Source organism: Streptomyces sp. NPDC059355 (assembly GCF_042752335.1).
In the GTDB taxonomy this organism is placed as follows: domain Bacteria; phylum Actinomycetota; class Actinomycetes; order Streptomycetales; family Streptomycetaceae; genus Streptomyces.
Genome location: NZ_JBHYXN010000042.1, coordinates 35,834 through 60,058 on the forward strand (window position 1 = coordinate 35,834; position 24,225 = coordinate 60,058).

The 24,225-nt window shown below is 74.2% G+C and carries 19 protein-coding genes; 12 read left to right on the plus strand and 7 right to left on the minus strand.

Annotation, left to right across the window (positions count from 1 at the left end):
* Positions 1–117 precede the first annotated feature (117 nt).
* The 4 genes from ACFXGI_RS30495 to cbiE form a co-directional block, all read right to left on the minus strand.
* Entirely contained in the window at positions 118–786 is a 669-nt protein-coding gene (locus ACFXGI_RS30495) for a hypothetical protein (protein WP_384713508.1), read from the minus strand.
* Positions 787–848: 62 nt separating this feature from the next.
* Positions 849–1,616 carry a cobalt-precorrin-6A reductase gene (locus tag ACFXGI_RS30500; protein WP_384713511.1) on the minus strand — a complete coding sequence of 256 codons (768 nt, stop codon included), beginning with the start codon at positions 1,614–1,616 and terminating at the stop codon, positions 849–851.
* The gene (cobM, locus tag ACFXGI_RS30505; RefSeq protein WP_384713514.1) at positions 1,606–2,355 is read right to left on the minus strand and encodes a precorrin-4 C(11)-methyltransferase; all 750 of its coding nucleotides are present in this window, start codon (positions 2,353–2,355) and stop codon (positions 1,606–1,608) included. Before cobM ends, ACFXGI_RS30500 begins: the two co-directional genes overlap by 11 nt.
* Entirely contained in the window at positions 2,352–3,644 is a 1,293-nt protein-coding gene (gene cbiE, locus ACFXGI_RS30510) for a precorrin-6y C5,15-methyltransferase (decarboxylating) subunit CbiE (protein WP_384713517.1), read from the minus strand. Before cbiE ends, cobM begins: the two co-directional genes overlap by 4 nt.
* A 199-nt stretch (positions 3,645–3,843) precedes the next feature.
* Between cbiE and ACFXGI_RS30515 the strand changes: the two genes are divergently transcribed.
* Positions 3,844–4,776 (plus strand): oxidoreductase, encoded by a 933-nt coding sequence (locus ACFXGI_RS30515; RefSeq protein ID WP_384713520.1) that lies wholly within the window; start codon positions 3,844–3,846, stop codon positions 4,774–4,776.
* 127 nt (positions 4,777–4,903) lie between these two features.
* Entirely contained in the window at positions 4,904–6,319 is a 1,416-nt protein-coding gene (locus ACFXGI_RS30520) for an NAD(P)/FAD-dependent oxidoreductase (protein ID WP_384713523.1), read from the plus strand.
* Positions 6,320–6,321: 2 nt separating this feature from the next.
* Here ACFXGI_RS30520 and ACFXGI_RS30525 read toward each other — a convergent pair whose 3' ends face one another.
* Positions 6,322–7,305: a trypsin-like serine peptidase gene (locus ACFXGI_RS30525; protein ID WP_384713526.1), complete on the minus strand. Its 984-nt coding sequence runs from the start codon at positions 7,303–7,305 to the stop codon at positions 6,322–6,324.
* Positions 7,306–7,538: 233 nt separating this feature from the next.
* Here ACFXGI_RS30525 and ACFXGI_RS30530 point away from each other — a divergent pair, with 233 nt between their 5' ends.
* The 10 genes from ACFXGI_RS30530 (at position 7,539) to ACFXGI_RS30575 (ending at position 19,294) form a co-directional block, all read left to right on the plus strand.
* The gene (locus ACFXGI_RS30530) at positions 7,539–8,600 is read left to right on the plus strand and encodes a phosphatidylinositol-specific phospholipase C domain-containing protein (RefSeq protein ID WP_384713529.1); all 1,062 of its coding nucleotides are present in this window, start codon (positions 7,539–7,541) and stop codon (positions 8,598–8,600) included.
* 48 nt (positions 8,601–8,648) lie between these two features.
* Entirely contained in the window at positions 8,649–9,713 is a 1,065-nt protein-coding gene (gene tsaD / locus ACFXGI_RS30535) for a tRNA (adenosine(37)-N6)-threonylcarbamoyltransferase complex transferase subunit TsaD (RefSeq protein WP_384713532.1), read from the plus strand.
* 111 nt (positions 9,714–9,824) lie between these two features.
* Positions 9,825–10,481 (plus strand): O-methyltransferase, encoded by a 657-nt coding sequence (locus ACFXGI_RS30540; RefSeq protein WP_384713598.1) that lies wholly within the window; start codon positions 9,825–9,827, stop codon positions 10,479–10,481.
* A gap of 49 nt (positions 10,482–10,530) precedes the next feature.
* Complete coding sequence (locus ACFXGI_RS30545) at positions 10,531–11,292, plus strand: tyrosine-protein phosphatase (protein WP_384713535.1); 762 nt, start codon at positions 10,531–10,533, stop codon at positions 11,290–11,292.
* A gap of 129 nt (positions 11,293–11,421) precedes the next feature.
* On the plus strand, positions 11,422–12,258 hold the full coding sequence (locus ACFXGI_RS30550; RefSeq protein ID WP_384713538.1) for a serine protease: 837 nt from the start codon (positions 11,422–11,424) through the stop codon (positions 12,256–12,258).
* A 106-nt stretch (positions 12,259–12,364) separates the two neighbouring features.
* Positions 12,365–12,697: a DUF6968 family protein gene (locus tag ACFXGI_RS30555; RefSeq protein ID WP_384713541.1), complete on the plus strand. Its 333-nt coding sequence runs from the start codon at positions 12,365–12,367 to the stop codon at positions 12,695–12,697.
* A gap of 34 nt (positions 12,698–12,731) precedes the next feature.
* Entirely contained in the window at positions 12,732–13,322 is a 591-nt protein-coding gene (locus ACFXGI_RS30560) for a DUF421 domain-containing protein (RefSeq protein ID WP_384713544.1), read from the plus strand.
* A 1,584-nt stretch (positions 13,323–14,906) separates the two neighbouring features.
* Positions 14,907–15,788, plus strand: a complete 882-nt coding sequence (locus tag ACFXGI_RS30565) for a hypothetical protein (protein WP_384713547.1) — start codon at positions 14,907–14,909, stop codon at positions 15,786–15,788.
* Entirely contained in the window at positions 15,785–16,867 is a 1,083-nt protein-coding gene (locus ACFXGI_RS30570) for a hypothetical protein (protein WP_384713550.1), read from the plus strand. Before ACFXGI_RS30565 ends, ACFXGI_RS30570 begins: the two co-directional genes overlap by 4 nt.
* Before the next feature lie 69 nt (positions 16,868–16,936).
* Positions 16,937–19,294 (plus strand): hypothetical protein, encoded by a 2,358-nt coding sequence (locus ACFXGI_RS30575; RefSeq protein WP_384713553.1) that lies wholly within the window; start codon positions 16,937–16,939, stop codon positions 19,292–19,294.
* Here the strand turns inward: ACFXGI_RS30575 and ACFXGI_RS30580 are convergent.
* Positions 19,275–20,297 (minus strand): hypothetical protein, encoded by a 1,023-nt coding sequence (locus tag ACFXGI_RS30580; RefSeq protein ID WP_384713556.1) that lies wholly within the window; start codon positions 20,295–20,297, stop codon positions 19,275–19,277. The genes ACFXGI_RS30575 and ACFXGI_RS30580 overlap by 20 nt on opposite strands.
* A gap of 82 nt (positions 20,298–20,379) precedes the next feature.
* Complete coding sequence (gene fxsT / locus ACFXGI_RS30585; RefSeq protein ID WP_384713560.1) at positions 20,380–24,066, minus strand: FxSxx-COOH system tetratricopeptide repeat protein; 3,687 nt, start codon at positions 24,064–24,066, stop codon at positions 20,380–20,382.
* Between the last annotated feature and the right edge of the window lie 159 nt (positions 24,067–24,225).

The following is a 24,225-nucleotide window of genomic DNA, read 5'->3' on the forward strand; positions in this document are numbered from 1 at the left end:
CCCCCCCCCCCCCCCGGGGGGGCCCCCCGGGGGGGCCCCCCGCCCCCCGGGGGGGCCCCCCCCCCGGGGCGCGACCACGCGCCCGCGGGCGGCGCCCGGCCGGCTTTGGCGGGGGGCTCAGCACTGCCAGAGGAACGCCGCCCGGCCGCAGGGCTCGCAGACGTGCGCATAGGCGCTGCCGGAGCCGAAGTTGGGGGCGGTGAGGGGGTCCGGACCCTCGTCCAGCCGGGCGACGAACTCCATGGGGCGGCCGCAGCCCGTGCAGTCGGGCGTCTCGTCGTGCTGAAGCCAGTCGGCGGTGCCGCCGAGCCGGCCGAGCGCCTCGTTCGCCGGGCGCCCGCTCCGCTCGGACCAGGCCTTGCGCGCGAGCCGGTACTCCGGCTCGGCCACCGTGACGCGCTCGACGGTACGGACCGCCCCCAGCTGCCGAACGTCCTCGTCCTCGTCGTCTTCTTCGTCGTCGTCTTCGTCCCCGTCCTCGGCGGCGGGGAGGGCGGGCAGCGGCATCGGCACGAGCCCGGCCGACGGGAAGAGGTACGCCCTGTTGCCGCCGGACGTCGCGCTCCATTCCCCGCAACTGCCGGGGTCGTTGGCGCACATGAAGACGGCGAGGACCCCGCGCCCGCCGTCGAGGACGATCTGCGCGATGAAGCAGAGCGGCCCGGAGCAGGTCGTACAGGTGGGCCACCGCGTGCCGGAGGGCGCGAGCGGAAGGCCGCCGATGCGGGTGACCGGGGCGTCGGGTGCGGCGGAGCCGTCGTGGATCAGCAGGGTGGTGGTGCTCATGCCGACGAGCGTAGAAGACCCCTCTGACAAGGCCCGGGCCCGGGTGGGCCGGGCCGTCTCCGTCAGGCTCCCGCGAGCCACTCCAGGGCCGCCTCCGGATGCTCCGCCTCCGCGACGCCCTCCGGGACCGGCGGCCGGCGGACCACCAGGACCGGGATGCCGGCCTCGCGGGCCGCGGCGAGCTTGGGGGCGGTCGCCGAGCCGCCGCTGTCCTTGGTCACCAGGACGTCGATCCGGTACCGCGCGAGCAGCTCCCGTTCCTCTTCGAGGGTGAACGGGCCCCGGGCGAGCAGGACTTCGAGCCGCGGCGGCACCGGTGCGTCCGGCGGGTCGACCGAGCGCACCAGGAACCAGGTGTCGGCCAGGTGGGCGAACGTGTGCAGGCCCATCCGGCCGGTGGTCAGGAAGGCCCGGCCGCCGAGTTCCGGCAGCCGTACGGCCGCCTGGGCGAGGGAGTCGGCGAAATGCCAGTCGTCCCCGGGGCCGGGGCGCCAGCCGGGGCGGCGCAGCGCGAGCAGCGGGACACCGGAAAGCGCCGCGCCCGCCGCCGCGTTGAAGCTCATCCGCTCCGCGAAGGGGTGCGTGGCGTCGACCAGGTGCGTGACCCGGTGCGCCGTGATCCAGGCGGCCAGGCCGCCCGGGCCGCCGAAGCCGCCGATCCGCACCTCGCCCGGCGGCAGCACGGGCGCGGACACCCGGCCGGCGAGCGAGGTGGTCACACGGTACGAGGGATCCCCGGCGAGCGCCTCCGCGAGGCGCCGGGCCTCCGTCGTACCGCCCAGGACCAGGACGTGGGCCCGAGCCCGAGCCCGGGTCCCGTCAGCAGACATGCCGGTCGCGCTCGGGGGAGTACAGGTGGCTGTCGCGGAACTGCTCGGCGCCGAGCGTACGGCCCACGATGATCACCGCGGTGCGGACCAGGCCCGCCTCCTTCACCTGGGCGGCGATGTCGGCCAGCGTGCCGCGCAGGATCAGCTCGTCGGGGCGGCTGGCCATCGCCACCACCGCCACCGGGCACTCGGCCCCGTAGTGCGGCAGCAGCTCCGAGACGACCCGGTCCACGTAGCGCGTGGCCAGGTGCAGCACGAGCAGCGCCCCGCTGCGGCCGAGCGTGGCCAGGTCCTCGCCGGGCGGCATCGGCGTGGCCTGCTGGGCGATCCGGGTCAGGATCACGGTCTGGCCGACCGTCGGCACCGTCAGCTCCCGCTTCAGCGCGGCCGCCGCTGCGGCGAACGCCGGGACGCCGGGCACCACCTCGTACGGGATGCCGGCCGCGTCGAGCCGCCGCATCTGCTCCGCGACCGCGCTGAAGACCGAAGGGTCGCCGGAGTGGAGCCGCGCCACGTCCTCGCCCGCCGCGTGGGCCCGTACGCACTCGGCGATGATCTCGTCGAGGTTCAGCTGCGAGGTGTCGACCAGGCGGGCGTCCGGCGGGCACTCGGCCAGCAGTTCGCGCGGGACCAGGCTGCCCGCGTACAGGCAGACCGGGGCGGCGGCGAGCCGCCGGGCACCGCGCACCGTGATCAGGTCGGCGGCGCCGGGGCCCGCGCCGATGAAGTACACGGTCATGTCGTATGGTCCTCTTCCTCGTTCTGGTCCTGCGCCGTGGGGTGGTCCGGCCAGGGCTTCGTCACCGACCACTGGGTGACCGGCATCGCCTGCCGCCAGCCCGTGAAACCGCCGACCGGCACCGCGTGCGCGACGGCCAGCTTGACCAGGTCGCCGCCGTGGCGCCGGTAGCGCTCGGTGAGGACCGCCTCCGACTCCAGCGTCACGGTGTTGACCACCAGCCGGCCGCCGGGGGCCAGCGCCGCCCAGGCCGCGTCCAGCAGGCCCGGCGCGGTCAGCCCGCCGCCGATGAACACCGCGTCGGGGACCGGCAGCCCGGCCAGCGCCTCGGGCGCGGCGCCGGTGACCACGCGCAGCCCCGGGACGCCGAGCGCGGCGGCGTTGCGGGTGATGCGGGCGGCCCGCTCCGGAACGCGCTCCACGGCCACCGCCCGGCAGGAGGGGTGCGTCCGCATCCACTCGATGCCGATGGAGCCGGAGCCGCCGCCGATGTCCCACAGCAGCTCTCCGGGGGCCGGGGCGAGGGCGCACAGGGTGGCGGCCCGGACGTGGCGCTTGGTGAGCTGGCCGTCGTGCTCGTACGCGGTGTCGGGCAGGCCGGGGGTCGCGCCGAGCCGGGGGACGGCGCTGTGCCCGTCCCGGCGGCAGTCCACGGCCACCACGTTGAGGGGGTCGCCGGGCGCGTGGTCCCAGCTCTCGGCCCGTCCCTCGTACGTGTCCTCGCGCTCGGAGCCGAGCTGTTCCAGCACCCGCATCCGGCTCGGCCCGAAGCCGCGCTCCCGAAGCAGAGCGGCGATCTCGCCCGGGGTCACCGCTCCGGCGCTGAGCACCAGCACCCGCCGGCCCTCGTACAGCGCGGCCGCGAGCCGGGCCACCGGGCGGCCGACCACCGTGACCACCTCGGTGTCCTCCACCGGCCAGCCCAGGCGGGCGCAGGCGTACGAGACCGAGGAGGGGTGCGGGTGGACCCGCAGGGCGTCCGGCCCGAGCTCCTCGGCCAGCGCCCGGCCGATCCCGTAGAACATGGGGTCGCCGCTGGCCAGCACCGCGATCCGGCGGCCCGCGTACTCGGCCATCAGCTTCGGCACGGCGGGCCGCAGCGGGCTCGGCCAGGCCACCCGCTCGCCCGGGCAGTCGCCGGCCGGCAGCAGGTCCAGCTGGCGCGGCCCGCCGATCAGCACCTCGGCGCCGGTCAGCGCGGACCGCGCGGCGGCGGTGAGCCCGGCCCAGCCGTCGGCGCCGAGGCCGACGACCGACACGGGTCTGGGGAGCGGCGGTGCGGAGCTCACTGCGCGGTACCTCGGGAACGGGAAGGGGAGCGGGCGGGTGGACCCGCAGCCTACTGGCCGGGGTACCGGCCCCCGGCTCCACCCCCGCGAAGGGGGAGGTCTACCCTCGGTAACCCCACGGTGACCGAGACCGTGGCCCCACGGCTCGACCGTCTTGACCGTCTTGACCGTCTTGACCCCACGTCGCGAGGGAGCTCACATGACTGGCTGGAACGCCGAGAACATCCCCGACCAGAGCGGCCGCACCGCCGTCGTCACGGGTGCCAACAGCGGCATCGGCTACGTGGCCGCCCGCGAGCTCGCCCGGCGCGGCGCCGACGTGGTGCTGGCCTGCCGCAGCTCGGCGCGCGGCCGGGCCGCGGTGGTCCGGCTGCGCTCCGAAGTCCCGGGCGCCGAGGTGGAGTTCATTCCGCTGGATCTGGCCGACCTGGCCTCCGTACGGGAGTTCGCGCACGTCCACGGGCAGCACCGCACCTCCCTCGACCTGCTCGTGAACAACGCCGGCGTGATGGCGCTGCCGTACGGGCGGACCGCCGACGGGTTCGAGACCCAGTTCGGGGTCAACCACCTCGGCCACTTCGCGCTGACCGGACTGCTCCTGCCCCAGCTGCTGGCCGCGGCCCCCGGGGCCCGGATCGTCACCGTCTCCAGCGGCTTCCACGCGCTCGGCGACGTCGACCTCGACGATCCGAACGGCGAGCACGGCTACCGGCGCTGGATCGCGTACGGCCGCTCCAAGACCGCCAACCTCCTCTTCACGCACGAGCTGGCCCGGCGCCTCGAAGCCTGCGGCTCCGAAGTCGTCGCCGCCGCCGCGCACCCCGGCTACGCCTCGACCAACCTGCACGCCGGGGCCTCGCGGCAGGAGGGCCACCGGCCCATGTCGCGGCTGATGGGCCTCGGCGCCGCCGTCCTCGCCCAGTCCGCCGCGTCCGGCGCGCTGCCCACGCTGTACGCGGCCACCGCGCCGGGGGTGCGGCCCGACGACTTCTACGGACCGCGGCTCGGCTGGCGCGGGGCGCCGGCCCGCTCCTGGCGGGCGAAGTGGACCCTGGACGACGCGTCCGGGGAACGGCTCTGGGCGCTCTCGCAGAAGCTGACCTCGGTCCCGTACGGGATCCCCGCGCGCTGAGCGGGCGGCGGTACGGGTCCCCGGCGGGGGCGCCCCGGCGTGAGCCCCCCGTCCGCCCCCGGGGTGCCTCGGGGCGCCCCGGGCGGGACCTGATCCGCCGCGCCGCCGGCGCGGGAGACTCGGCGCCATGGACGACGACACGGACAACCACCCAGAAGCCCACGAAGCCCACGATCACGCGGTGGTCCTCGGCGCAGGCCTGGCGGGGCTGCTGGCGGCGCGGGCGCTCGCCCAGCGGTTCGCGCGCGTGACCGTGGTGGAACGGGACGAACTGCCGGACACCGGACCGGCCTTCCGGCCCGGCGTGCCGCAGTCCCGGCACGTGCACGTGCTGTGGTCGCGCGGCCTGGAGCTGATGGAGGGGCTGCTGCCCGGGGTCACCCGCGAGCTGCTGGCGGCCGGGGCGGCGCTGATGGAGACGCCGCGGGACTTCCTGTGGCTGAGCCCGGCCGACTGGTTCCACCCGGTTCCCGGCTCCCGGATCCTGATCGGCAGCCGGGAGCTGATCGACTGGACGGTCCGCCGCGAGGTGCTGCGGGACGAGCGCATCCGGGTCCGCTCCGGATCGATGGCGACCGGGCTCGTCGCCGGACCCGACGGCCGCTCCGTCGCCGGCGTGCGGCTGCGCGAGGGCGACCCGCTGCCCGCCCGCTTCGTGGTGGACGCGACCGGGCGGACCTCCCGCGCCCCGGCCTGGCTCGCCGCCCTCGGCCACCCGGCCCCCGCGACCACCCGCTACGACTCCCACCTCGGCTACTCCAGCCGCTACTACGAGATTCCGCCGGATCCGGCCCGCCGCTGGCAGGGGATCTACGTCCAGGGCCGCCCCGAGAATCCGCGCGGCGGCGTGCTGGTGCCCCTCGACGACGGCCGCTGGCTCGTGACGCTGACCGGCAACGGCGAACACGCCCCGCCGACCGGGGACGAGGAGTTCCTCGACTTCACCCGGACCCTGCGCACCCCGGTGCTGTACGACGCGCTACGGGACGCCAAACCGCTCTCGACGCCGACCGGCTACCGCAACACCGCGAACGAATGGCGGCATTTCGAGCGCCTCGACCGCTGGCCGGCCGGATTCGTCGTCCTCGGCGACGCCGTCTGCCGGGTCAACCCCGTGTACGGGCAGGGGATGACGGTGGCCGCCCTCGCGGCGGACGCGCTGGCCGGCGCCATCCGGGGGCTGGCGCCCCGGGAGATCGCCGTGGCCTCCCGGCGGATCCAGCGGCGCACGGCCGCCGCCTCCGACGTGGCCTGGCAGATCGCCACCAGCGAGGACATGCGGTACCCGGAGACCGAGGGGCCGCCGCCCGACCGGGCGACCAAGGTCCTGCAGGCCTACATGTCCCGGGTGATCGTGGGCGCCAACGCCGACCCGGAGATCTCCCGGCCCTTCTTCGGCGTGCTGTCGCTGGCGCTCGCGCCGAACGTACTGCTGAGCCCGGGCACGGTGATACGGGTCCTGTCCAAGTGGCGCCTGCCGACGGCCCCGGAGACCGCCGACTACCCGCCGCACCACGACGCCCCGGCGGACGCGGGGCCGTAGCGTCAGCCGATCCGGCGGGCCGCCACCGCGCGCTCGTACACGGCCCGCACCCCGTCGCCGAACAGGCTGCTGTACGAGGTCGTCTCGTCGCCGCCCCCGTCGCGGCCGCCGACCACCCCGATCAGGGTGTGCGCGTCGGTCAGCACCGGACCACCGCTCGTGCCGTCGGGTACGTCCGCGCAATCCAGCCGCAGCTGCGTGGGCCCCTCGGCACGGGCGGTGTTGAAGCACTCCACCGGGTACTCGGTGGCGTTCGGATAGCCCACGACCCGGGCGGGCGCGGGCAGCCGGGGCCCGAACCGGATCGTCTGGGCCCCGGTGGAGTCCTCCAGCCGCTCGCCGGGGTGCCCCGGCCGGCGCATGCGCAGGAAGGCCACGTCGTAGTCGGGGTCCTGGTCCTCGATCCAGCGGGGGTCCACGTCGATCCGCGTGGGTACCCAGACCCCGTACGGAGCGGTGCCGTCCCGGTAGCCGGGGGCGAAGGCCAGGTTCGTACGGAAGCCGAGAATGCCGCGGTACACGCAGTGGGCGGCGGTGGCGACGAGGTCGCCGCCGGGGGAGTGGACCACGCTCGCCGAGCAGTGGTGGTCCTGGTCCGCGTCCTCGCCGGGGGAGAACAGCGCCCCGATCGCGGGCTCCGCCGCGGCGGGCCGTGCGACCAGCGGGTCGGAGGGCTGCCAGCCGCCGGACCGCCAGTGCGCGCCGGCCGAGGGGCCGCCCGTGCCGCCCGTGCCGCCCGTGCCCTGCGCGGCCCGCGGCGCCTGGGGCGGGACCTCCCGCGCCGGGCCGTCCAGTACGGCCGCCGCCGCGCGGTCGGCCTGCTCGGGGTCCTGCGCGTAGCTCCCCTCCGCCGGATCCCCGTCCGCCACGTACGCCGCCATGCCGTGCAGCTTCCACAGGAGTCCGGCGCACCCCATCAGCACGCCGCAGCCGATGCCGACGAGCAGGCAGGCCCGTACGGCCCGCCCGCGAACCTTGGTGAACATGTGGCACTCCCGCCCGGAAACGCTGATCGGCGTCCCGATCGGCGTCCCGACCGGCTCCCTGTTCGACGGACGGCGCGACGGCGGCAGTTCCGGACCGGAACGTGTCCGTCCTCACAGCTTGGGGCGCCCGGCCCTCCCCGTCATCCGGCGTCCTTCCGCCCGTCACCCAACTCGCCTACCCTCCGGGCGGGTTGAACCATGGCGCACCGACTGGGCGGACAGGAGCCGAAAGCATGAGATTGCGGAACCGGATGGCGGGCGCGGTGACGGCGGGCCTGGCGGCACTGGCCTTCGTACTCGGTACGGCCCCGGCGGGGGCGGCCGGGGCCAAGGCGGCCGGGGCCGCCGCCGACCTCCCGTACGCGGGATCGACCGGCGTCGGCGTGCACAACGCGTACGAGAAGGCCAAGTACCCGTACTTCGCGGACGCCCTCGATTCGGGCGCGGCGATGCTGGAACTCGACGTGTGGACCAACTTCTTCGGCAGCTCCTGGCGGGTCTCGCACGACAACCCCTTCGGCAACGACAACAACTGCGAGAACGCCACCAGCCCCGCCCAGCTGCGCACCAAGTCCCGCAACCAGAACCTCGCGGGCTGCCTCTCCGACATCCGCAGCTGGCACGACGCGCACCCCGGCCACCGCCCGGTCGTCCTCAAACTGGAGCTCAAGGACGGCTTCGCCGCCAACCTCGGGCGCGGTCCGGGCGAACTCGACGCGCTGCTGAACTCGAAGCTCGGCGACGCCGTCTACCGCCCCGGCCAGCTCGCCGCCGGCCACCCCGACCTGGACACCGCCGCCCGGGCCGGTGCCTGGCCGAGCCGTGCCGCGATGGCCGGGAAGTTCCTGGTGGAGCTGATCCCCGGCACGCTGGAGGAGGGCAACGCGAACGACACGCTGTGGACCGACCGGGAGTACGGCCAGTACCTGCGCTCCCTCGCCGCCGCGGGCCGGCTCGGCCAGGCTGCCGCCTTCCCCGCCGTGCACCGGGCCGAGGCCGGCGACCCACGCACCCGGTACGCGGACGCGACGCTCCGCCCGTGGTTCGTGGTCTTCGACGGGGACGCGAGCGCGTACGCGGGCGGCTCGATCGACACCGCCTGGTACGACCGCAACCACTACCTGCTGATCGCCACCGACGCCCAGGGCGTGGCGCCCGCCATCGACGGGGTGCACCCGACCGAGGCCCAGGCCCGGGAGCGGGTCGGCCTGATGGCCGCGCACCACGCGTCCATCGCCTCGGCGGACTGGTACCCCCTGCCGTCCGTACTGGCCGCAGTGGTCCCCCGCGGCTAGTACCCTTATTGCGAACTATTCGCAATAAGGGTCGGGTGTGCGGGTCTGATGGCTGCTTCTCCGGTGGTGCTCGGCATCGAGTCCTCCTGCGACGAGACGGGCGCGGGCATCGTGCAGGGCGGCCGGCTCCTCGCGCACGTCGTCGCGTCGAGCATGGACGAGCACGCCCGCTTCGGCGGGGTCGTCCCCGAGATCGCGGCCCGTGCCCACCTGCACTCCTTCAACCCGGTGGTCCGCCAGGCCCTCGACCGGGCCGGACTGCGGGCCGACCAGCTCGACGCGGTGGCCGTCACCACCGGCCCCGGCCTCTCCGGCGCGCTCCAGGTCGGACTGGCCGGGGCCAAGACCCTCGCGTACACGCTGGGCGTACCGCTGTACGGAGTCCACCACCTGGCCGGGCACGTCGCCGCAGACACCCTGGAGCACGGGCCGCTGCCCCGGCCGTGCGTGGTGCTGATCGTCTCCGGCGGCCACACCTCGCTGCTGCTCGTACGGGACCTCGTGCGCGAGCCGATCCTGCACCTCGGGGACACCCTGGACGACGCGGCGGGGGAGTGCTTCGACAAGGTGGCCCGGGTGTTCGGCCTGCCGTACCCGGGCGGGCCGGCCATCGACAGGGCGGCGCGCGGCGGCGACCCGAAGGCGGTCCCGTTCCCGCGTCCGCTGACCGGCGGGCCGCGCGGGGAGGACCCGTACGCGTACTCCTTCTCCTTCTCGGGGCTGAAGACGGCCGCGGCCCGCTGGGCGGAGGGCCACCGGCAGCGCGGGGAGCGGCTGCCGGTCGCCGACGGGGCGGCCTCGCTCCAGGAGGCGGTGGCCGACGTGCTGACCCGCAAGGCGGTCGCGGCCTGCACGGCCCACGACGTGAAGACGCTGGTGGTGGTCGGCGGGGTGGCGGCCAACTCGCGCGTCCGGGCCCTGGCGGAGCGGCGCTGCGCCTCGGCGGGGATCGAACTGAGGGTGCCGCCGATGACGTTGTGCACGGACAACGGCGCGATGATCGCGGCGATCGGCGACCTCCTGGTCCGTGCGGACGCACCGCCCGCCCCGCTCACCCTCACGATCGACCCGTCGGCCCCCCTGGAGTACGCGGCGCTCCACCCGGTGGCCTGACGGCCCGGCCCGGCCCGGGGGCGGCCGTTGCCGCTCCGGGGCGCCGTCGTTGGGCAGTCCCGAAGGCGCGCACACGGGACTCGTGAAGGGACGTACGACGTGGACAGGGACATCGACGAAGTGAAGACGGTGCACCTCACCGACGAGGTGTACGCGTACCTGGTCGCCCAGGCCGAGCCGCGGAGCCGCGTGCAGGAGGAGCTCGTCGAGCGGACCCGCGCGCTCGGCCGCGAGGCGCAGATGCAGGTCCCGCACGAGCAGGGCGTCCTCCTCACCCTGCTGGGCAAGATGCTCGGCGCCCGCCGGATCGTCGAGGTCGGCACCTTCACCGGCTACTCCACGCTGGCCCTGGCGGAGGGTCTGGTCCCGGGTGGGCGGGTCCTGACCTGCGACGTCTCCGAGGAGTGGACGTCGATCGCCCAGGAGGCCTGGAAGGCGGCCGGGGTCGGCGACCGGATCGAGCTCGCGATCGCCCCGGCGGTGGAGACGCTGCGCGCGCTCCCGCACGAGCCGGTGATCGACCTGGTGTTCCTGGACGCCGACAAGACCGGCTACCGCGCGTACTGGGACGAGCTCGTGCCGCGCCTGCGGCCCGGCGGGCTGATCGCCGCCGACAACGTCCTGTACGGGGGAGAGGCGGTGGACGCGGGGGCCCGGGGGAACGCCCTGGCCATCCGGGAGTTCAACGCGCACGTGCGCGCCGACGAGCGCATGGAGTCGGTGATGCTCCCGATCGCGGACGGCCTCACGCTCGCACGCAAGCGCTGAGGCGCGTCGGGCATCCTGGGGCACTCGACCGTACTTCGAGGAGCCCCAGTTGTCCGATCCGAACGTGCCCGCGCACCACCGCCACATCGGCTTCGACCGCCTGCACAACTTCCGCGACCTGGGCGGCTACCGCTCCGCCGACGGCCGTACCGTCGCCTGGGGCGCGCTGTACCGGTCCGACTCGCTCGGAAAGCTGGCGGGGGCCGGAGCCCGGGCCGACCGGGACCGCTTCCTCGGCCTCGGCATACGTACGGTCATCGACCTGCGCTACCCCTGGGAGATCGAGGCCAAGGGCCGGGTCCCCGAGCCCGAGCGGTTCACGTACGCCAACCTCAGCATCGAGCACCGTCCGTACGACCAGGCCGCGATCGACCCCGACACCGACCCCTGGCGGTACCTGGCCGACCGGTTCGCCGAGGTGACCGAGGACGGCGTCGACGAGATCCGCCGGACCGTCGAGCTCATCGCCGCCGGTCCCGGTCCGGCGGTCTTCCACTGCACCTCCGGCAAGGACCGCACCGGCCTGATCGCCGCGTTCGTCCTGACCCTCCTCGACGTGTCCGAGGAGGAGATCCTGGCCGATTTCGCGCTCACCGAGCTGGCCACCGCCCGCCTCACGGCCGACTGGCACGCCGCCAACCCGGGCCGCACGATGCGCTGGCCCTCGTACGGCCGCGCCCCGGCGCAGATCCTGTCCCTCGTCCTCGCCGACCTGACCACGCGCTACGGCTCCCCGGCCGAGTACCTCGCCACGCGCGTCGGGATCACGCCGGCGACGGCGGCCCGGCTCCGCGACCGCCTCCTGCGCTGACGGGCGCCTTCCGAAACCTGGAACCCGCCAACTCTGGCCACATCCTTGCCTGTTGATGCGCACATCCCAACAATGCACATGACAACCGGAGGGTCTTCGGTTGCATCGTCATCAGAGGGGAACCCCCACATGCGCAAGCCTCTCGTCGGCGCCGTGCTGTCGCTGCTCCTGATAGGAGCGGCGGCGGCACCGGCCGTGGCCTCGACACCCCGGGACAAGGCGGCGCCGGCCGTCACCGTGAACTACGCGGGCACGGTCGCGCTCAGCAACTGCTCCGGCTCCGTCGTACGCGCCCCCGGCTCCCAGCCGAACGACCCGGCGCTCGTGCTCTCCAACGGGCACTGCATCGAATCCGGCTTCCCGGGGCCGGGCGAGGTCGTCAAGGACCAGTCGTCCAGCCGCTCGTTCTCGTTGCTCAACGCGTCGGGCTCGCGCGTGGCGACGCTTCGGGCGAGCAAGATCGCGTACGCGACGATGACCGACACGGACATCTCGATCTACCAGCTGACCAAGACGTACGCACAGATCCAGAGCCAGTACGGCATCGCCGCGCTCACCCTGAACGACGCCCGCCCGGTGCAGGGCACGGCGATCAAGGTCGTGTCGGGGTACTGGAAGCGGATCTACAGCTGCAACGTGGACGGCTTCGCGTACCGCCTCAAGGAGGGCGAGTGGACCTGGAAGAACTCGGTCCGCTACACCTCGTCCTGCAACACGATCGGCGGCACCTCGGGCTCACCGGTGATCGACACGACGACGGGCAAGGTCGTCGCGGTCAACAACACGGGCAATGAGGACGGGCAGCGCTGTACGGAGAACAACCCGTGCGAGGTGGACGAGACCGGCAAGGTCACCGTCCGCCAGGGCATCAACTACGCCCAGGAGACGTACATCATCGTCCCGTGCATCGGCGCGGGCAACAAGATCGACCTGACCCGCGCGGGCTGCACCCTGCCGAAGCCGTAGTGCACGAGGCCGCCCGCCCCCCGGCGGGTCGGGCGGCCGCCCATACGCGGAACCGACGCATACCAGGTCAGACTGGCCCCACCGAAGTCGACCGAAGGCCGAACGCATGAAGAACCACCCGGTGATCGCCACCCGCCGCCTGGAAGCAGTGACACCGGACGGCGAGACCTTCCCGGTCACCCTCCAGCTGGGCGCCCCGTACCCCGATCCGGACCCGGCCGGCGACTGGATCTGCCCGTGCCGGCTCGAGGGCCTGTCCGAGAGCACGTACGAGATCCACGGGGTGGACGGGATCCAGGCCCTGGCCCTGGCCGCGGAGGTCCTCGGCAGCGGGCTGGCCGAGGCCGCGCAGGAGCGCGGCCTCACCTTCACCTGGGGCGGGGAGAGCGGACTGACCGCGGCCGAGGTCCTGCTCCACTCGAACACGGCGGGTCGCTGACACCGGCCGCGGCGGATGTGCCAGCGTGGACGGGGTGCAAGCCGCCCAAGACGCCCTCACGCCGTTCCTGCACAGCGACATCCCGTACCTGGAGAAGGCGCTCCGCACCATCGGGGTCTACGTACTGATCCTTCTGCTGCTCCGGATCGTAGGCAAGCGCCAGCTCGCGCAACTCAGCACGTTCGACCTGGTGGTCATGCTGCTGCTGGCCAACGTGGTGCAGAACGCCGTGATCGGCCCGGACAACTCGGTCCTCGGGGCGGCCTTCGGGGCGGCCGTGCTGCTCGCGGCCAACAACGTGGTCGTCCGGGCGGCCGCCCGCTACGAATGGCTGGGGCGCCTCCTGGAGGGCACCCCCACCACCCTGGCCCGCGACGGACACTGGCTCACCCCGGTGATCCGCCGCAACGGCCTGCGCCGGGCGGACCTGGACGCGGCGGTCCGCCACCAGGGCGGCGACGACGTCACGGAGACCACGGAGGTCACCCTGGAACCGGGTGGCGCCCTGGTGGTCCAGCTGGCGGAACCCGAACAGTCGGCGGACAAGGCCGACATCGCGGCCCTCAGAGCCGCCCTGGCCGCCCTTGACGAAAAAGTGGACGCTCTGCGTGCCCGGTCCCGGTAGCCGGTGTTCGGCGGCAGCCCGGACCGGGCATCTTCCTGGCACGACCGCGCAGAAGCGGTCGAGGCGCGCCATTTTGCGTCGTCCATTCGGGTCGAACAGTCAACTCCCGTACAGGAGACGGTAGTCCGGCTTTCGATTCGACGCCCGCGCCCCCTACGATTTACCTGGCTCCGCGGCGCCGACGCATGGGGGTGCAGGGCGACGTCCGCGGGCCGGGAGGGGGAGGGGCTGTGACGAGAGGTGGACGTGTCCGGCCATGGCGGCTGCCGGAATCGATCCCGGCGGTCGTGGCCGGCGGGATCGGCGCACTGCTGGTCGGCGTGACGATCGGGCTGTTCACGGAGCCGGCGGCGCTGCTCGGCAGCGGCGGCTACCTCTACGGCACGGGACTCCTGCTCGCCGTCGGCCTGTACGGGTCCACGTACTCGATCGATCTCGGGGCCCTGCGCTCGGACCTGTCCGCAGTGGTGGCGGCCGTGACGCTCGGCGTCGTCCTGAAGGCGTCCCTCATCGCGGGCGTGATGGTGCTGGCGTTCGACCGGCCCGAGTACCTGGTGCTCGGCATCGCGGTGGCCCAGATCGATCCGCTGTCCGTCGCGGCCCTCGCCAAGGGCGAGCGCATGTCGCCGCGCGCCCGGTCGCTGCTCACGGCGTGGGCCTCGTTCGACGATCCGATGACGGTGCTGCTGACGCTGTACGTCGCGGTCTACGCCTACACGGCCGCGGGCCACGAGGGCGCGCCGGCCGTCGCGGGCGGCGGGGCCGGCGGCTATGTGAGGGGCCTGGGTCTCAACGCCGCGCTGCTCGCCGGAGTGCTGCTGCTGTGGTGGGCCGGGCGCAGGGCGCTGCGGGCGCTCGCGGGTTCGGGGGCGGCGGCCACGGCGCTCGCGGGCACGCCACGGGGCCGGCGCGCCGGGGCGGTCCTCACGGGAGCTCTGGTGGTCGCGATGCTCGCGGTCGCCGCGTCCGGCATGCTGATGCCCGCGGTGGCGCTGGCCGGTCTGGTCGTCCGTACGGGGGCGTTCGACAAGGTCGTCGACCGGGCCGTCGCCGTGGCCTATCCGGCCGCCTTCCTGGCACTCGGTCTGTTCCTGGCCCAAGGTGTGGCGCTCCTGCCCGGACTGCTCCTCGGCGTGGCCGCGTTCGGCGCGCAAGCGGTGGTCGCCCTGGGCGTGATGCCCCTGTTCGTACGGGGACTGGAGCGGCGGGACCGGATCGGGCTCGGGCTGGGGCAGCAGAACGGCATCACGGCCGTCCTCATCGCCCTCGCCCTGGAGCGCGACTTCCCCGGCACGGTCTCGATCGTCGGCCCCGCCGTACTGGTCGTCAACCTGCTCCACGGCACGTCACAGGCGCTGCTGGCCCATCCGCCGTGGCCGTTGCGGCGGCGGGGCGGGCCGGAACCCGACGCGGATGAGGAGCGTCCCCCCCGAGTGGGCGGCGCGGGAGCCGCTGGCCAAGGGGAGGTCGCCCGCCTGACGGCCGCCGAGGCGGTGGCGGCGACCCTGCGGGGCCCGGGGGAACGAGCCCGGGGGAACGAGTCGATGAACCGGCACGGGGCGTGGCCGGAGGGGGAGGGTGCGCATGAGGCGGAGAACGCGTCACGGCCGGACGGTGCTCGGGACGGCCGCCGTGCTCCTCGTGCTGCCGGCGGCCGCCCCGGCGTTCGCCGCGCCCGCCGGATCCAAGGAGCGCGACGTCCAGCTCGTGTACTGCCTCGACGCCTCGCACCGGGCGGAGCTCTTCGCGGCCGCCGCACGCCTGGGCCTCCTGCGGCCCGCGGCGTCGGCCCCGGTTTCCGTCATGGCCACGGACTCCGTGATGCCCACGGCCTCCGTCGGGCGCATGACGCCGCAGGTGTGGTCCGTGCGCCGTCAGGACGACTTCGCCCGGGCCTGTTCGGCGCTGATGGGGGCCGCGTCCGATGCGCCGGGGGCCGCAGCCGAGGAGAAGAAGGTGGAGGACGGCTGGTTCAAGACTTTCCTGACCTCGCTCCCCCTCCTCGCGGTGGGCGCCCTGCTCACGCTCGGCGGACAGTCCTGGGAGCGTGTCTCCGCCGAACACCGGCTGCTGCAAAAGCAGTTGGAGAGCGGGAGAACGTCCTTCCGGGCGGCGGCCCGGGAGTACCTCAGGAACTACGAGGACGATCCGGCGGCGGACCACACGGCGGTGCTGACCGCGCGCGAGGCGCTGGGCGCGGCTCTCGCCCAGGTCTCCGCGCCCGGCGCGCGGCGGGCGCGGGCCCATCGGCTGGCGGACGAACTGCCGCTGGCCCGGCCGCTGCCCGAGTTCGACGGCGACCGGCGGCTCGGAACCGACGCGCGCGCCCGGCGGGCGCAGGAGGTACGGCAGTCGGTGGACCATGAGCTGGGCGCCGTGTCGGACATCAACAGGCGCAGGCTCCACTGGAGATGGCGTACCGCACGCGAGCGCCTGGCTCGCACGACCCCGGGAGCGGCCGCATGACGGTGCCTCCGCAGCACAATCCGTACAGCGTGCGCGTACCGAAGAAGAGGCAGGCCCTGCGCAACGCCGAGTCCCCGCCCCGGGTCGACTACCCGCTGGTGCCCTGGAGCGAGACGAGCCACTGCGAGCAGTGGGTGGACGTCGATCATGCCAAGGCGCAGGTGGACACCTTCCGGACGTGGCTGGAGAGGCTTCCGGACGTGGTCGACGGCGGGGTGGACTACGGCTCTCTGGTGGTGGTGACCGGCCCGATCGGCATGGGCAAGACGACCCTCATCCACCGGTGCGTCCACGAGGCGCAGAAGCACATCGAACGGATGGACCCGGATCCGCCCCTGAAGCAGGTCGTCGCGATGACGGCCGGCTACGACAACATCGGCGACGTCATCAGCCTCGACGACAACGGCCGGTTCGCCACCGCTCCGGCCATCAACGCCGGCATCGTGAAGCAGGTCGTCGGCGAACTGCGCACGAAGCTCGCCCATGTCGACACGGGCATCTCCAAATGGCCCCCGGGCGAAGCGTTCGAAGCCATCAGCGAGCTCCTGGAACAGCAGGACGCGCTGCTCTTCGTCATCGTGCCGCACATCGCCTGGAAGGACCCGGGCGTGCGCAGCGAGTTCCTCCTGACCTGTCTGAAGCATGCGCGGAGCCGGATCGTCCTCTTCGTCGAGATCAGCCACGGAGCGACCGACCGGGCCAAGGAGGTGGTCAAGGAGGTGGGCAGGCATCCCGCGGTCACGCACCTGGAACTCGGCCACCTGAAGGGGGAGGACAGGGTGGCGTTCGGCCAGGCCGCCCGTTCCGGCCACCCCGACCCGGACGCGACGCTCCTGACCGGGTGGGAGCCCGCCGACGTGAGGGAGTTGCGGCTGGTCTACCACGCCGCGGCCGAACACCAGATACGCGCGGGCGAACCGGTCCGGATCACGGCGCAGGAGCTGAGCCACCACGCGGAGCGCCTCAGACGCGAGGCCAGGGAGAGCCTGCTCGGTGCGCTCGCCCACGACTCTCCGCCCCACGACTCCCCGCCCGACGATGCGCCGCCAGGCGGCTCCGCCCCGCCGGCGAGCCCCTGACTCCGCTCCCACGCCCCCGTCCGCCCGCCGCTCGGATCGCCGTCACCGGAAACACGAGGAGTGCCCGCCGTGGCCCCAGACAGTGGAGACATCTGGCACAGCAACCCCTTCCCCCTGAGTCCGGTCGTGCGCCTCGGCCCGGCGGCCGACCTCGGAAACGTGCCGGTCGAGGCGGCGGACTCGGGCAACGCGACGATCGGGACGCCGACCACCGTCGAGCTCACCCGGCTGGTCGACGACTACCTCGGCAGCCGGCCGACCGGCGGCCGGCGCGGCAGGGTGATCGCCCTGGTGGGTGAGTTCGGTCTCGGCAAGAGCCATGCACTGCGCAAGGTGTACGCCGATCTGAGCCGGCTGCCGGACCCCCTGGCCATGTGGATCATGGACGAGCCGGTGCAGGACATGGGGCGGATGTACCGGGACCGGTTGCGCGGCCCCGGTGACACCCCCCAGGGGAAGCGCGCCTTCGAGGAACTGGTCCGCAACTACTACGCGTACGCGACGGCCAACCGCGTCGACACACAGGGCAGCGACGCGCGACTGGGCGCGCTCGGCGAGATCGCGGCGGGGCTGCGGGGCGGCAGTCTCGACCCGGACAAGGTGGTGTCGGCACTGCGCTACGACCCCGAGGTGATCCACGCGGACCTGCGCCGCACACTGGGCGAGGTCACCGAGCACCGCCGCTTCGCCACCGCGCTGGCACTGCTCCAGGATCCGTCGTTCAACAGGATGGTGTGGGAGTGGCTGAACGGCGGCGAGCCCGCCGAGCCGCTGCGGGAGCGCGGCATCACCGAGGCCATCGGGCCCGCGGCGGGGCAGGGCGGCCACGAGGACCCCGCGGGCATCGACCGGGTGTTCGACACGCTGGCGGTGCAGGCCGTCCTGCACGGCCGGGTCGGCAAGCCGTACGCGCTCCTGATCGACTCCCTGGAGAAGGTGCTCGAGTGGCGCGACGAGCACCGGCGCACGTTCATGGACGCCTTCGAACGGCTCGTCAACATCTACGCGAGCCGCGGCGGCCTGCTGGTCTTCTGCGTCTCTCCGAGCGGGCTGGCGGAGCTGCGGCAGAGCGTGCACGAGCGGCTGGTGCAGCTGTGGCCGAGCGGATTCGACGAAAGGCTCACCGGCGAGCTGGTCGCCGCATACGTCCACGCCGGCCGGGGCGACAGCGGCGCGCCCCGCGGCGTGGCGCCCGACGGGTCGGCAGGCCCGTTCGACGCGGAGGCCCTGCGGCTGCTGCACGAGCTGACGGACGGGGTGCCCCGCGAGGTCCTCAAGACCTGCCGACAGGCCTGGCAGCTCGTCGAGGACAAGGACCGGCTCGGGGGCGGCGGGGGTGCGGTACGGGACGTGCCGGCCGCCAGGGTGCTGCAGGCGGTGCGCGATCTGCACGAGGGGGTCGCCCGGCGCCAGGTCGAGACGGACGTGCGCAAGGCCCTGGACATCGGCCAGTGGCGGATCGCCTCGCGCGATCCGGTCCCGGCCCGGCTGTCGGCCCCGCCGGGAGGCCGTGAGGAGGTGCTGCACTGGCTCTCTCCCGTGCCGAACGCCTACCTGGCGGTGATCCTCACCCGCTCCGTCCTCGTCGCCGACGACGCCGAACGGATCGCCGCCCAGGTGCACAGCCTGCGCAGTGCGGTGCGTCCGGGGCGGTGCGAGGTGCTGCTCGTGGTCAACGGCCATGTCTCGCAGGCCATGCAGGACCGTCTGGGGCGCTCTATCGGGTCCCGGCCGCTGGTGTACCGGCAGGGCGGCTTCGCGGAGAGGGCGGACAAGGCGCTGCGGAAGCTGGACGGGCGGCTCGCGGACGGGCGCCGCGAGGAGGGCCTGGTCCAGCTCGGCGAGCGGATGCGCCGCGACCTGGAGCAGCAGACCGCCGAGCTCGCCGAGCTGCGCCGGACGATGGCCTCGTGGGCGCCGGAGCCCCGGCCGCGTGCCGTTCCGGCCCCCGCCGACGAGCGGCGCGCCCCGTCGCCGGGAGCGGCGGCGTCGGCGCTCGCCGAGAGCCCGCCCGAGCCGCGGCCGGCCGCCCCGGATCTGCCGGGACCGGTACGGCGCCGGTTCCAGGAGGTGCTCACGGTCCTCGACACGGTCACCCGGCGCGTCGCCGGCACGGCCGTGAAACGCCGTACCACGGCGACGTCGGCGGAGCTCGGCGTGCTCGGCTGCGCCACGCTGGTCCGCGCGCTGACCGAGAACTTCCGCGGCTCGGTGGCCGCCTGGCACCGGGCCGCCGTGCCCGGTGCGCCGACCGAGCGCCAGTGGGGCGAACTGCGCAGGATCTGCCGGGAGTACGAGAGCGCGGTCGAGATCCTTCCCGTGCACCTGCTGGGCAACCCCGGCCCCCCTCACCCGCTGACGGCGGCCCGTACGGTCGAGGTGCTCGCGGAGGAGGTGTGGGGCACGCTCAGCGGGGCGGCGACGTGACCCCCCGTACCGCGCCCGCGAGCCGCTGCAGCTGTGCGTCGGCGTTGGCGACCTGGGTCTGGTCGAGGGTGACACCGACGAGGAACTCGCGCGACGAGGTCCAGACGAGGTAGATCGCGCCCTCCTGCACGTCCAGGACCAGCCGCTCCACGGCCGGACGGCCCGCCTGCACCGGGGTGACGAGCCTCAGCGCGTCGGCGAGGCGTATCAGGTGGCCGGGCAGGCTCCTGGAGAGCTCGCGGTAGGCGGTGCGCCGCGTGCGGACGCTGACGCTCAGGAACTTCGGTCCGAGGTCGTCCGATTCGAAGACGTCGCCCGCGCACACCAGGGTCCAGTCGCGGTAGTAGGCGGCGTACTGCAGGTCGGTGGTGTTCACATGGCCGAGCCACAGGGCGCGCAGCCGCTCCTCGTAGGCGGGCTCGGGCGTGGCGGCCGTACCGAAGTCGACGCGCAGCGGCATGCGTCCGCCGTCGACGGCGGAGAGCCCGGGCTTGGCCGTCGGGTCTCCGCCGGGCAGTTCGTCGGAGAGCCGGTGCACCTCCGTACGGATCCGGGTGACCAGGGCGTTCATGGACGTGTCCATGGCGTCGGCGCCGTCGGCCGTGTCGGTGACCGCGGCCAGGTACTCGCCGGGCTTGACGCGCCCGCCCCACAGGCAACCCTCCCTGTTGGCGACGACGGTGCGCCTCAGCTCTCCGGTGCCGAGCGGCTGCAGGAGCACGCCGATGTCCTGGGTGGAGAGCAGCAGGCGGCTTCCGGGCAGCGACTCCTCGTCCCGTTCGTCGCCGAGGTCGCCGAGGTCGCCGATCACGGCGCCGAGCGGGCGCCGGTCGGTGCGGCAGACGACGAAGTCGAGGATGCCGTTGCCGAAGTGGGACAGCGACCTGATCCCGGGGGTCGAGGCGACCGCCTCGTCGCACAACGAGGTTATCCGGCCGTGCCGTTCGGGAGCCCAGTGGTGCTCCGTCAGCGTCTGGGTGCCATGCGGTGCGGGGGCTGCCACGAGCACGTCGCCTTTCGGTGGATGGCTGGGGGCCTCGGGGTCCTACTGGTTCCTACAGGTTGCTACAGCTCCCGTCGAAGTCCTACAGACCCGGCAGCTCCAGATCGATGTCGAAGCCCGACTGCGGGACCGGGCGCGGGGCGCCCGACGCGGTCAGACGGGCGTGGTGCGCCTTCACGCGCCGGCCGTCCGGGCGGTGGGCGACGCCCAGGTCGCCGAGCCGGGTCAGGGCGCTGCCGGCGAGTTCGGCGGCCTCTTCCGCATGGCCGGCCGCGGCGAGGGTGGCGGCGAGGGAGTTCTCGGCGGCCGCGACCCACGGGTGCGCCTGACCGAGCTTGAAGGCGAGTCGGGTGAGGGCATGACGGCCGGTCGCCTCCGCGGACGCCAGGTCGCCCGTCGCCCGCAGGTAGACGCCGTGGCGGACGTCGCTGAGCGCCGTGTACGGGTGCGTCACGCCGAACCGTTCCGCCAGCGAGGCACCGCACAGCCGCGCCTGGAGTTCCGCCTCGTCCGCCTTGCCGAGGGCGTGCAGGTCGGCCGCGTAGCTGAACTGGCAGCGCAGGGTGTCGATCCGGTCGGCGCCGAACCGGCTGACGTACAGCTTCAAGGCGCGCAGATCGCGCTCATGGGCCATCTCGTACCCGTAGCGGGGGTCCTTGACGGCGGGGAAGCCGTCGGCGAGGCGGCGCTCGCTGACGGCGAGGCCGACCTCCGTCCTCAGCCGCGCCCCGTCCCAGACGTCGCCGTGCCGACGCAGCCGCTGCCGCAGCAGGTCCCGGGCCTCGCCGTCACGCCCCATCGCCCGGTACAGGTAGGCGAGCAGGTCCGCCTCGGCCCAGGCGGCCGGGTCGCCCTTGCCCTTGACGGCCTGCTGGTAGCGGAAGCGCTCCTGGACCCGGCCGAGGGCGGCGGCGACCCGCCCCGTGAGCGCCTCGTTGAGGGCCAGGTTGTGCTCGACCTGGATGGTGGCGGGGTGCTGCCGCCCGAGCAGCAGGGTGAGGCCCTCCACGGAGGGCCTGAGCTCCGTCAGGGCGTCCTGGAACCGGCCGAGTGCCCGCAGGGTCGCGGCGTGCGAGTCGGCCGAGAGCAGGGTGCGGGGGTGGACGAGGCCGAGGAGCCTGCGGTGGCCGCGCAGGGCCTCCCGGGAGAGCATGCGGGACGTGTCGTACGCACCGGCGAGACGGTGGGCGCGGGCGGTGAGGTTGAGCAGGCGCAGATACTCGGGCGGGGGCTCGTCGTCCTCGACCCGCCACGCCTCGCGGGCCTTGCCGGCGATGTCGAGGAGGCGGGCGAGGTCGGTGCTCTCGGCGCGTGCACCGAGCGCCTGCAGGTGCCGGAGAAGTGAGCGGCGTACGCGGGGCCGGTCGTCCTCCCACAGCCTGAGCGAGTACACCTCGCGCGCCCAGTCGGGGGGCAGGTCCTCGTCCTGCCGTACGTACTCGGCCAGTACGCCGCGCAGGACGGACTCGATGCGCTCCCGGGCCTGCGCCTGCATGCCGTCGCGGATCAGGTCGCGCAGCGCGTGGTGCTGCGTGAGGGGCTGGTCCCTGCGGTCGAACTCGACGTTGAGCAGGCCGACCTGGGCGAGCGCCCACAGGGCCACGCTCACCATGTGCTCGTCGGGCAGCTGGACCTGGTCGGGGTGACGGACGCCGCCGTCGCCCTCGGGGGCCACCGGTCCGGAGGAGTCGTCGCGGGCCAGCTCGGACAGGATGCGGCGCGAGCGCAGCAGCTCCAGGCCCATGCCGCGCCCCGTGAGCAGGGACGCGGCCTGGAGCAGCCAGTCCAGTGCGTCGTCGGCGGGACGCTCGGTACGCCAGGCGGCGGCGCCCGGCGTGAACCGGGCGAACTGCCGGGCGACGCGCACCATGACGGCGAGGGAGGACACCGCTCCGGTCGCGCTCTCGCCGAGGAGTCCGGTCTTGCTGGCCCGGTACTCGGCGAGGAGGTCCGCGACGGCCGCGCGGGCGGCCGCTTCCGGCGCCATGTGGTCCTCGCGGCGGTGGGAGGCGGCGCGCTCGGCGAGGCAGCTGGCGGCCAGCTGCAGGGGGAGCGGGATGAAGTCGACGACGCCGGCGACCTGTTGGGCCTGGTCGGCGGTGAGCTCCGGCAGCCGTTCGCCCAGCAGGTCGCCGCTCTCCGCCCGGGTCATGGCCCGCATGGCGCAGGACGCCAGGAACGGCGGGCGCGTGTCCCCGGGGTCCTCCTGCGCCGGGGAGACGCGACTGGTGATCAGGACATGGCCCCGCTCGTGCGGGATCGGGAGCAGCCCGTTCAGTTCGGCGGGGTCCGTCGCCCCGTCGTAGACGATCAGCCAGCTGGTCTCGGTGTCGGGGCGCGAGAGGCGGTTGAGGAGCGGGGAGATGTCTCCTTCGGCGGCCACGGCCGCGAGCCGGTCCTCGGCCGTGCCGAGGCGTCCCGCGAGCCGCACCAGGCTCCTGCGCAGGCGTTGCGGGTCCCAGGAGCGCACCCACCACACCACGTCGTAGCCGGGACCGTGGCGGTGGCACAGCTCGCGGGCGGTCTCGCTCTTGCCCCAGCCGCTGGGGCCGTGCAGCACCAGGGCCGCGCCGTCGCGGCCGGCCTCCCGCAGCTGCTCGTCCAGGGAGGTGAGCAGGTCGTCGCGGTCGGTGAAGCCGCCCCTGCGCGCGGCGACGTTGGTGATCTCGGGAAGCCGGGGGAAGCGGGCGCCGGCGGCGCCGTCGCGGGGCTGCCCGGCGCCCAGGCCGAGGCCGGAGTAGAGGATCCGCAGCGCCTCGTCCTCGGTGGTGTCGCGCAGGTCGATGCGCTCGTGGTGCGCGGCCTCGGCGTTCGGGAAGGGCTCGTCGACCAGGACGATGCGCACGTCGGTGTGGGAGAGCGCGCCGATCTGGGCGAGGAGGGCGTCGTCGGCGTCGCCCGGGGACAGGAAGAGCAGCGCCGTGCCGGTCTCGGGACGCTCTCCCGTGTAGGTGTCGATCCTGCGCAGTTCGGTGCGGACGCCGCGTTCGCCGAGCCGGTCCCGCAGCCAGGCCGCCCAGGCGACGTGCCGCCCGGAGTGGACGACGGTGGCCTCGGTGAGGCGGGCCTCTCGGCGGGCGCGGAGCCAGTCGGCGAGCTGCGCGTAGGACGGGCGCAGGCCCGCGACACTGCCCGCGTCCTCCGTCTCGACGGCGAGGCTGCGGGTGTCCAGGTACAGGGGGTTGTACGGGATCTCCAGGAAGGGGTACTCGCCCGCGCCGCGGGCCTGGGCGAGCGCCGAGAACTTGCGGCGCACCCGCTCGCGCCCTTCGCGCAGCCGGTCGTGCACCCCGATGTCGCTCTTGAGTCCGAGGGTGAGCAGCCCTACGGGCCGGTCCGCGCGGCGACCGACGAGCTCCTCGGCGAGGGCGGCGGCGCCGTCGATGGACCAGGCCGTGAGGGCGAAGCACATCACGAGCGCGTCGGCGAACTCCACCAGCCTGCCCGGTGCCTCGTCGCCCGGAGCCGCCGGGACGGGCGCCTCGATCAGCACGTGGTCGTAGCGCGTCGCGACGGGGTCGTCGAAGAGGGCGCTGAGTTCGCGCGGGGCGGCCCGCCCCACCGCGGCGACCTGCCCGGCCTCCGGTTCGGGCACCGGGGCCCCGTCCCCCGGGGCGCCGGGGCGGCCGTCCACGAGCAGCACACTGCGATTGCCCTCGGCGAGGATGTCCGCCGCGTTGCGCAGGGTGGTGCTCAGTCCGAGGTTCTCGGACGTGGTGTAGAAGACGGCGAACGAACCCGCGTGGAGCTGGGGGTTGGCGTCTGGCATGACCTCTCCACTCGGCGAGGTGACAGCGAATGACGATGGACATAACGGGCATGCAGGGGTGCAAGTATAGGGGCCGTCCCCCCTCGTTCCGCTCCCGGCGCCCGTGGCGTCCGGAGGACCCGCAAGCTCCGGAACGCGCTCGGCCGCACCCGGCCGCGA

Coding starts and splice junctions, on each gene's coding strand:
- ACFXGI_RS30555 (WP_384713541.1), top strand. CDS start 12,365: ATGAAGAACCACCCGGTGATCGCCACCCGCCGCCTGGAAGCAGTGACA.
- ACFXGI_RS30515 (WP_384713520.1), top strand. CDS start 3,844: ATGACTGGCTGGAACGCCGAGAACATCCCCGACCAGAGCGGCCGCACC.
- ACFXGI_RS30570 (WP_384713550.1), top strand. CDS start 15,785: ATGACGGTGCCTCCGCAGCACAATCCGTACAGCGTGCGCGTACCGAAG.
- tsaD (WP_384713532.1), top strand. CDS start 8,649: ATGGCTGCTTCTCCGGTGGTGCTCGGCATCGAGTCCTCCTGCGACGAG.
- ACFXGI_RS30550 (WP_384713538.1), top strand. CDS start 11,422: ATGCGCAAGCCTCTCGTCGGCGCCGTGCTGTCGCTGCTCCTGATAGGA.
- ACFXGI_RS30520 (WP_384713523.1), top strand. CDS start 4,904: ATGGACGACGACACGGACAACCACCCAGAAGCCCACGAAGCCCACGAT.
- cobM (WP_384713514.1), bottom strand. CDS start 2,355: ATGACCGTGTACTTCATCGGCGCGGGCCCCGGCGCCGCCGACCTGATC.
- ACFXGI_RS30565 (WP_384713547.1), top strand. CDS start 14,907: ATGAGGCGGAGAACGCGTCACGGCCGGACGGTGCTCGGGACGGCCGCC.
- ACFXGI_RS30495 (WP_384713508.1), bottom strand. CDS start 786: ATGAGCACCACCACCCTGCTGATCCACGACGGCTCCGCCGCACCCGAC.
- ACFXGI_RS30530 (WP_384713529.1), top strand. CDS start 7,539: ATGAGATTGCGGAACCGGATGGCGGGCGCGGTGACGGCGGGCCTGGCG.
- ACFXGI_RS30500 (WP_384713511.1), bottom strand. CDS start 1,616: ATGTCTGCTGACGGGACCCGGGCTCGGGCTCGGGCCCACGTCCTGGTC.
- ACFXGI_RS30525 (WP_384713526.1), bottom strand. CDS start 7,305: ATGTTCACCAAGGTTCGCGGGCGGGCCGTACGGGCCTGCCTGCTCGTC.
- fxsT (WP_384713560.1), bottom strand. CDS start 24,066: ATGCCAGACGCCAACCCCCAGCTCCACGCGGGTTCGTTCGCCGTCTTC.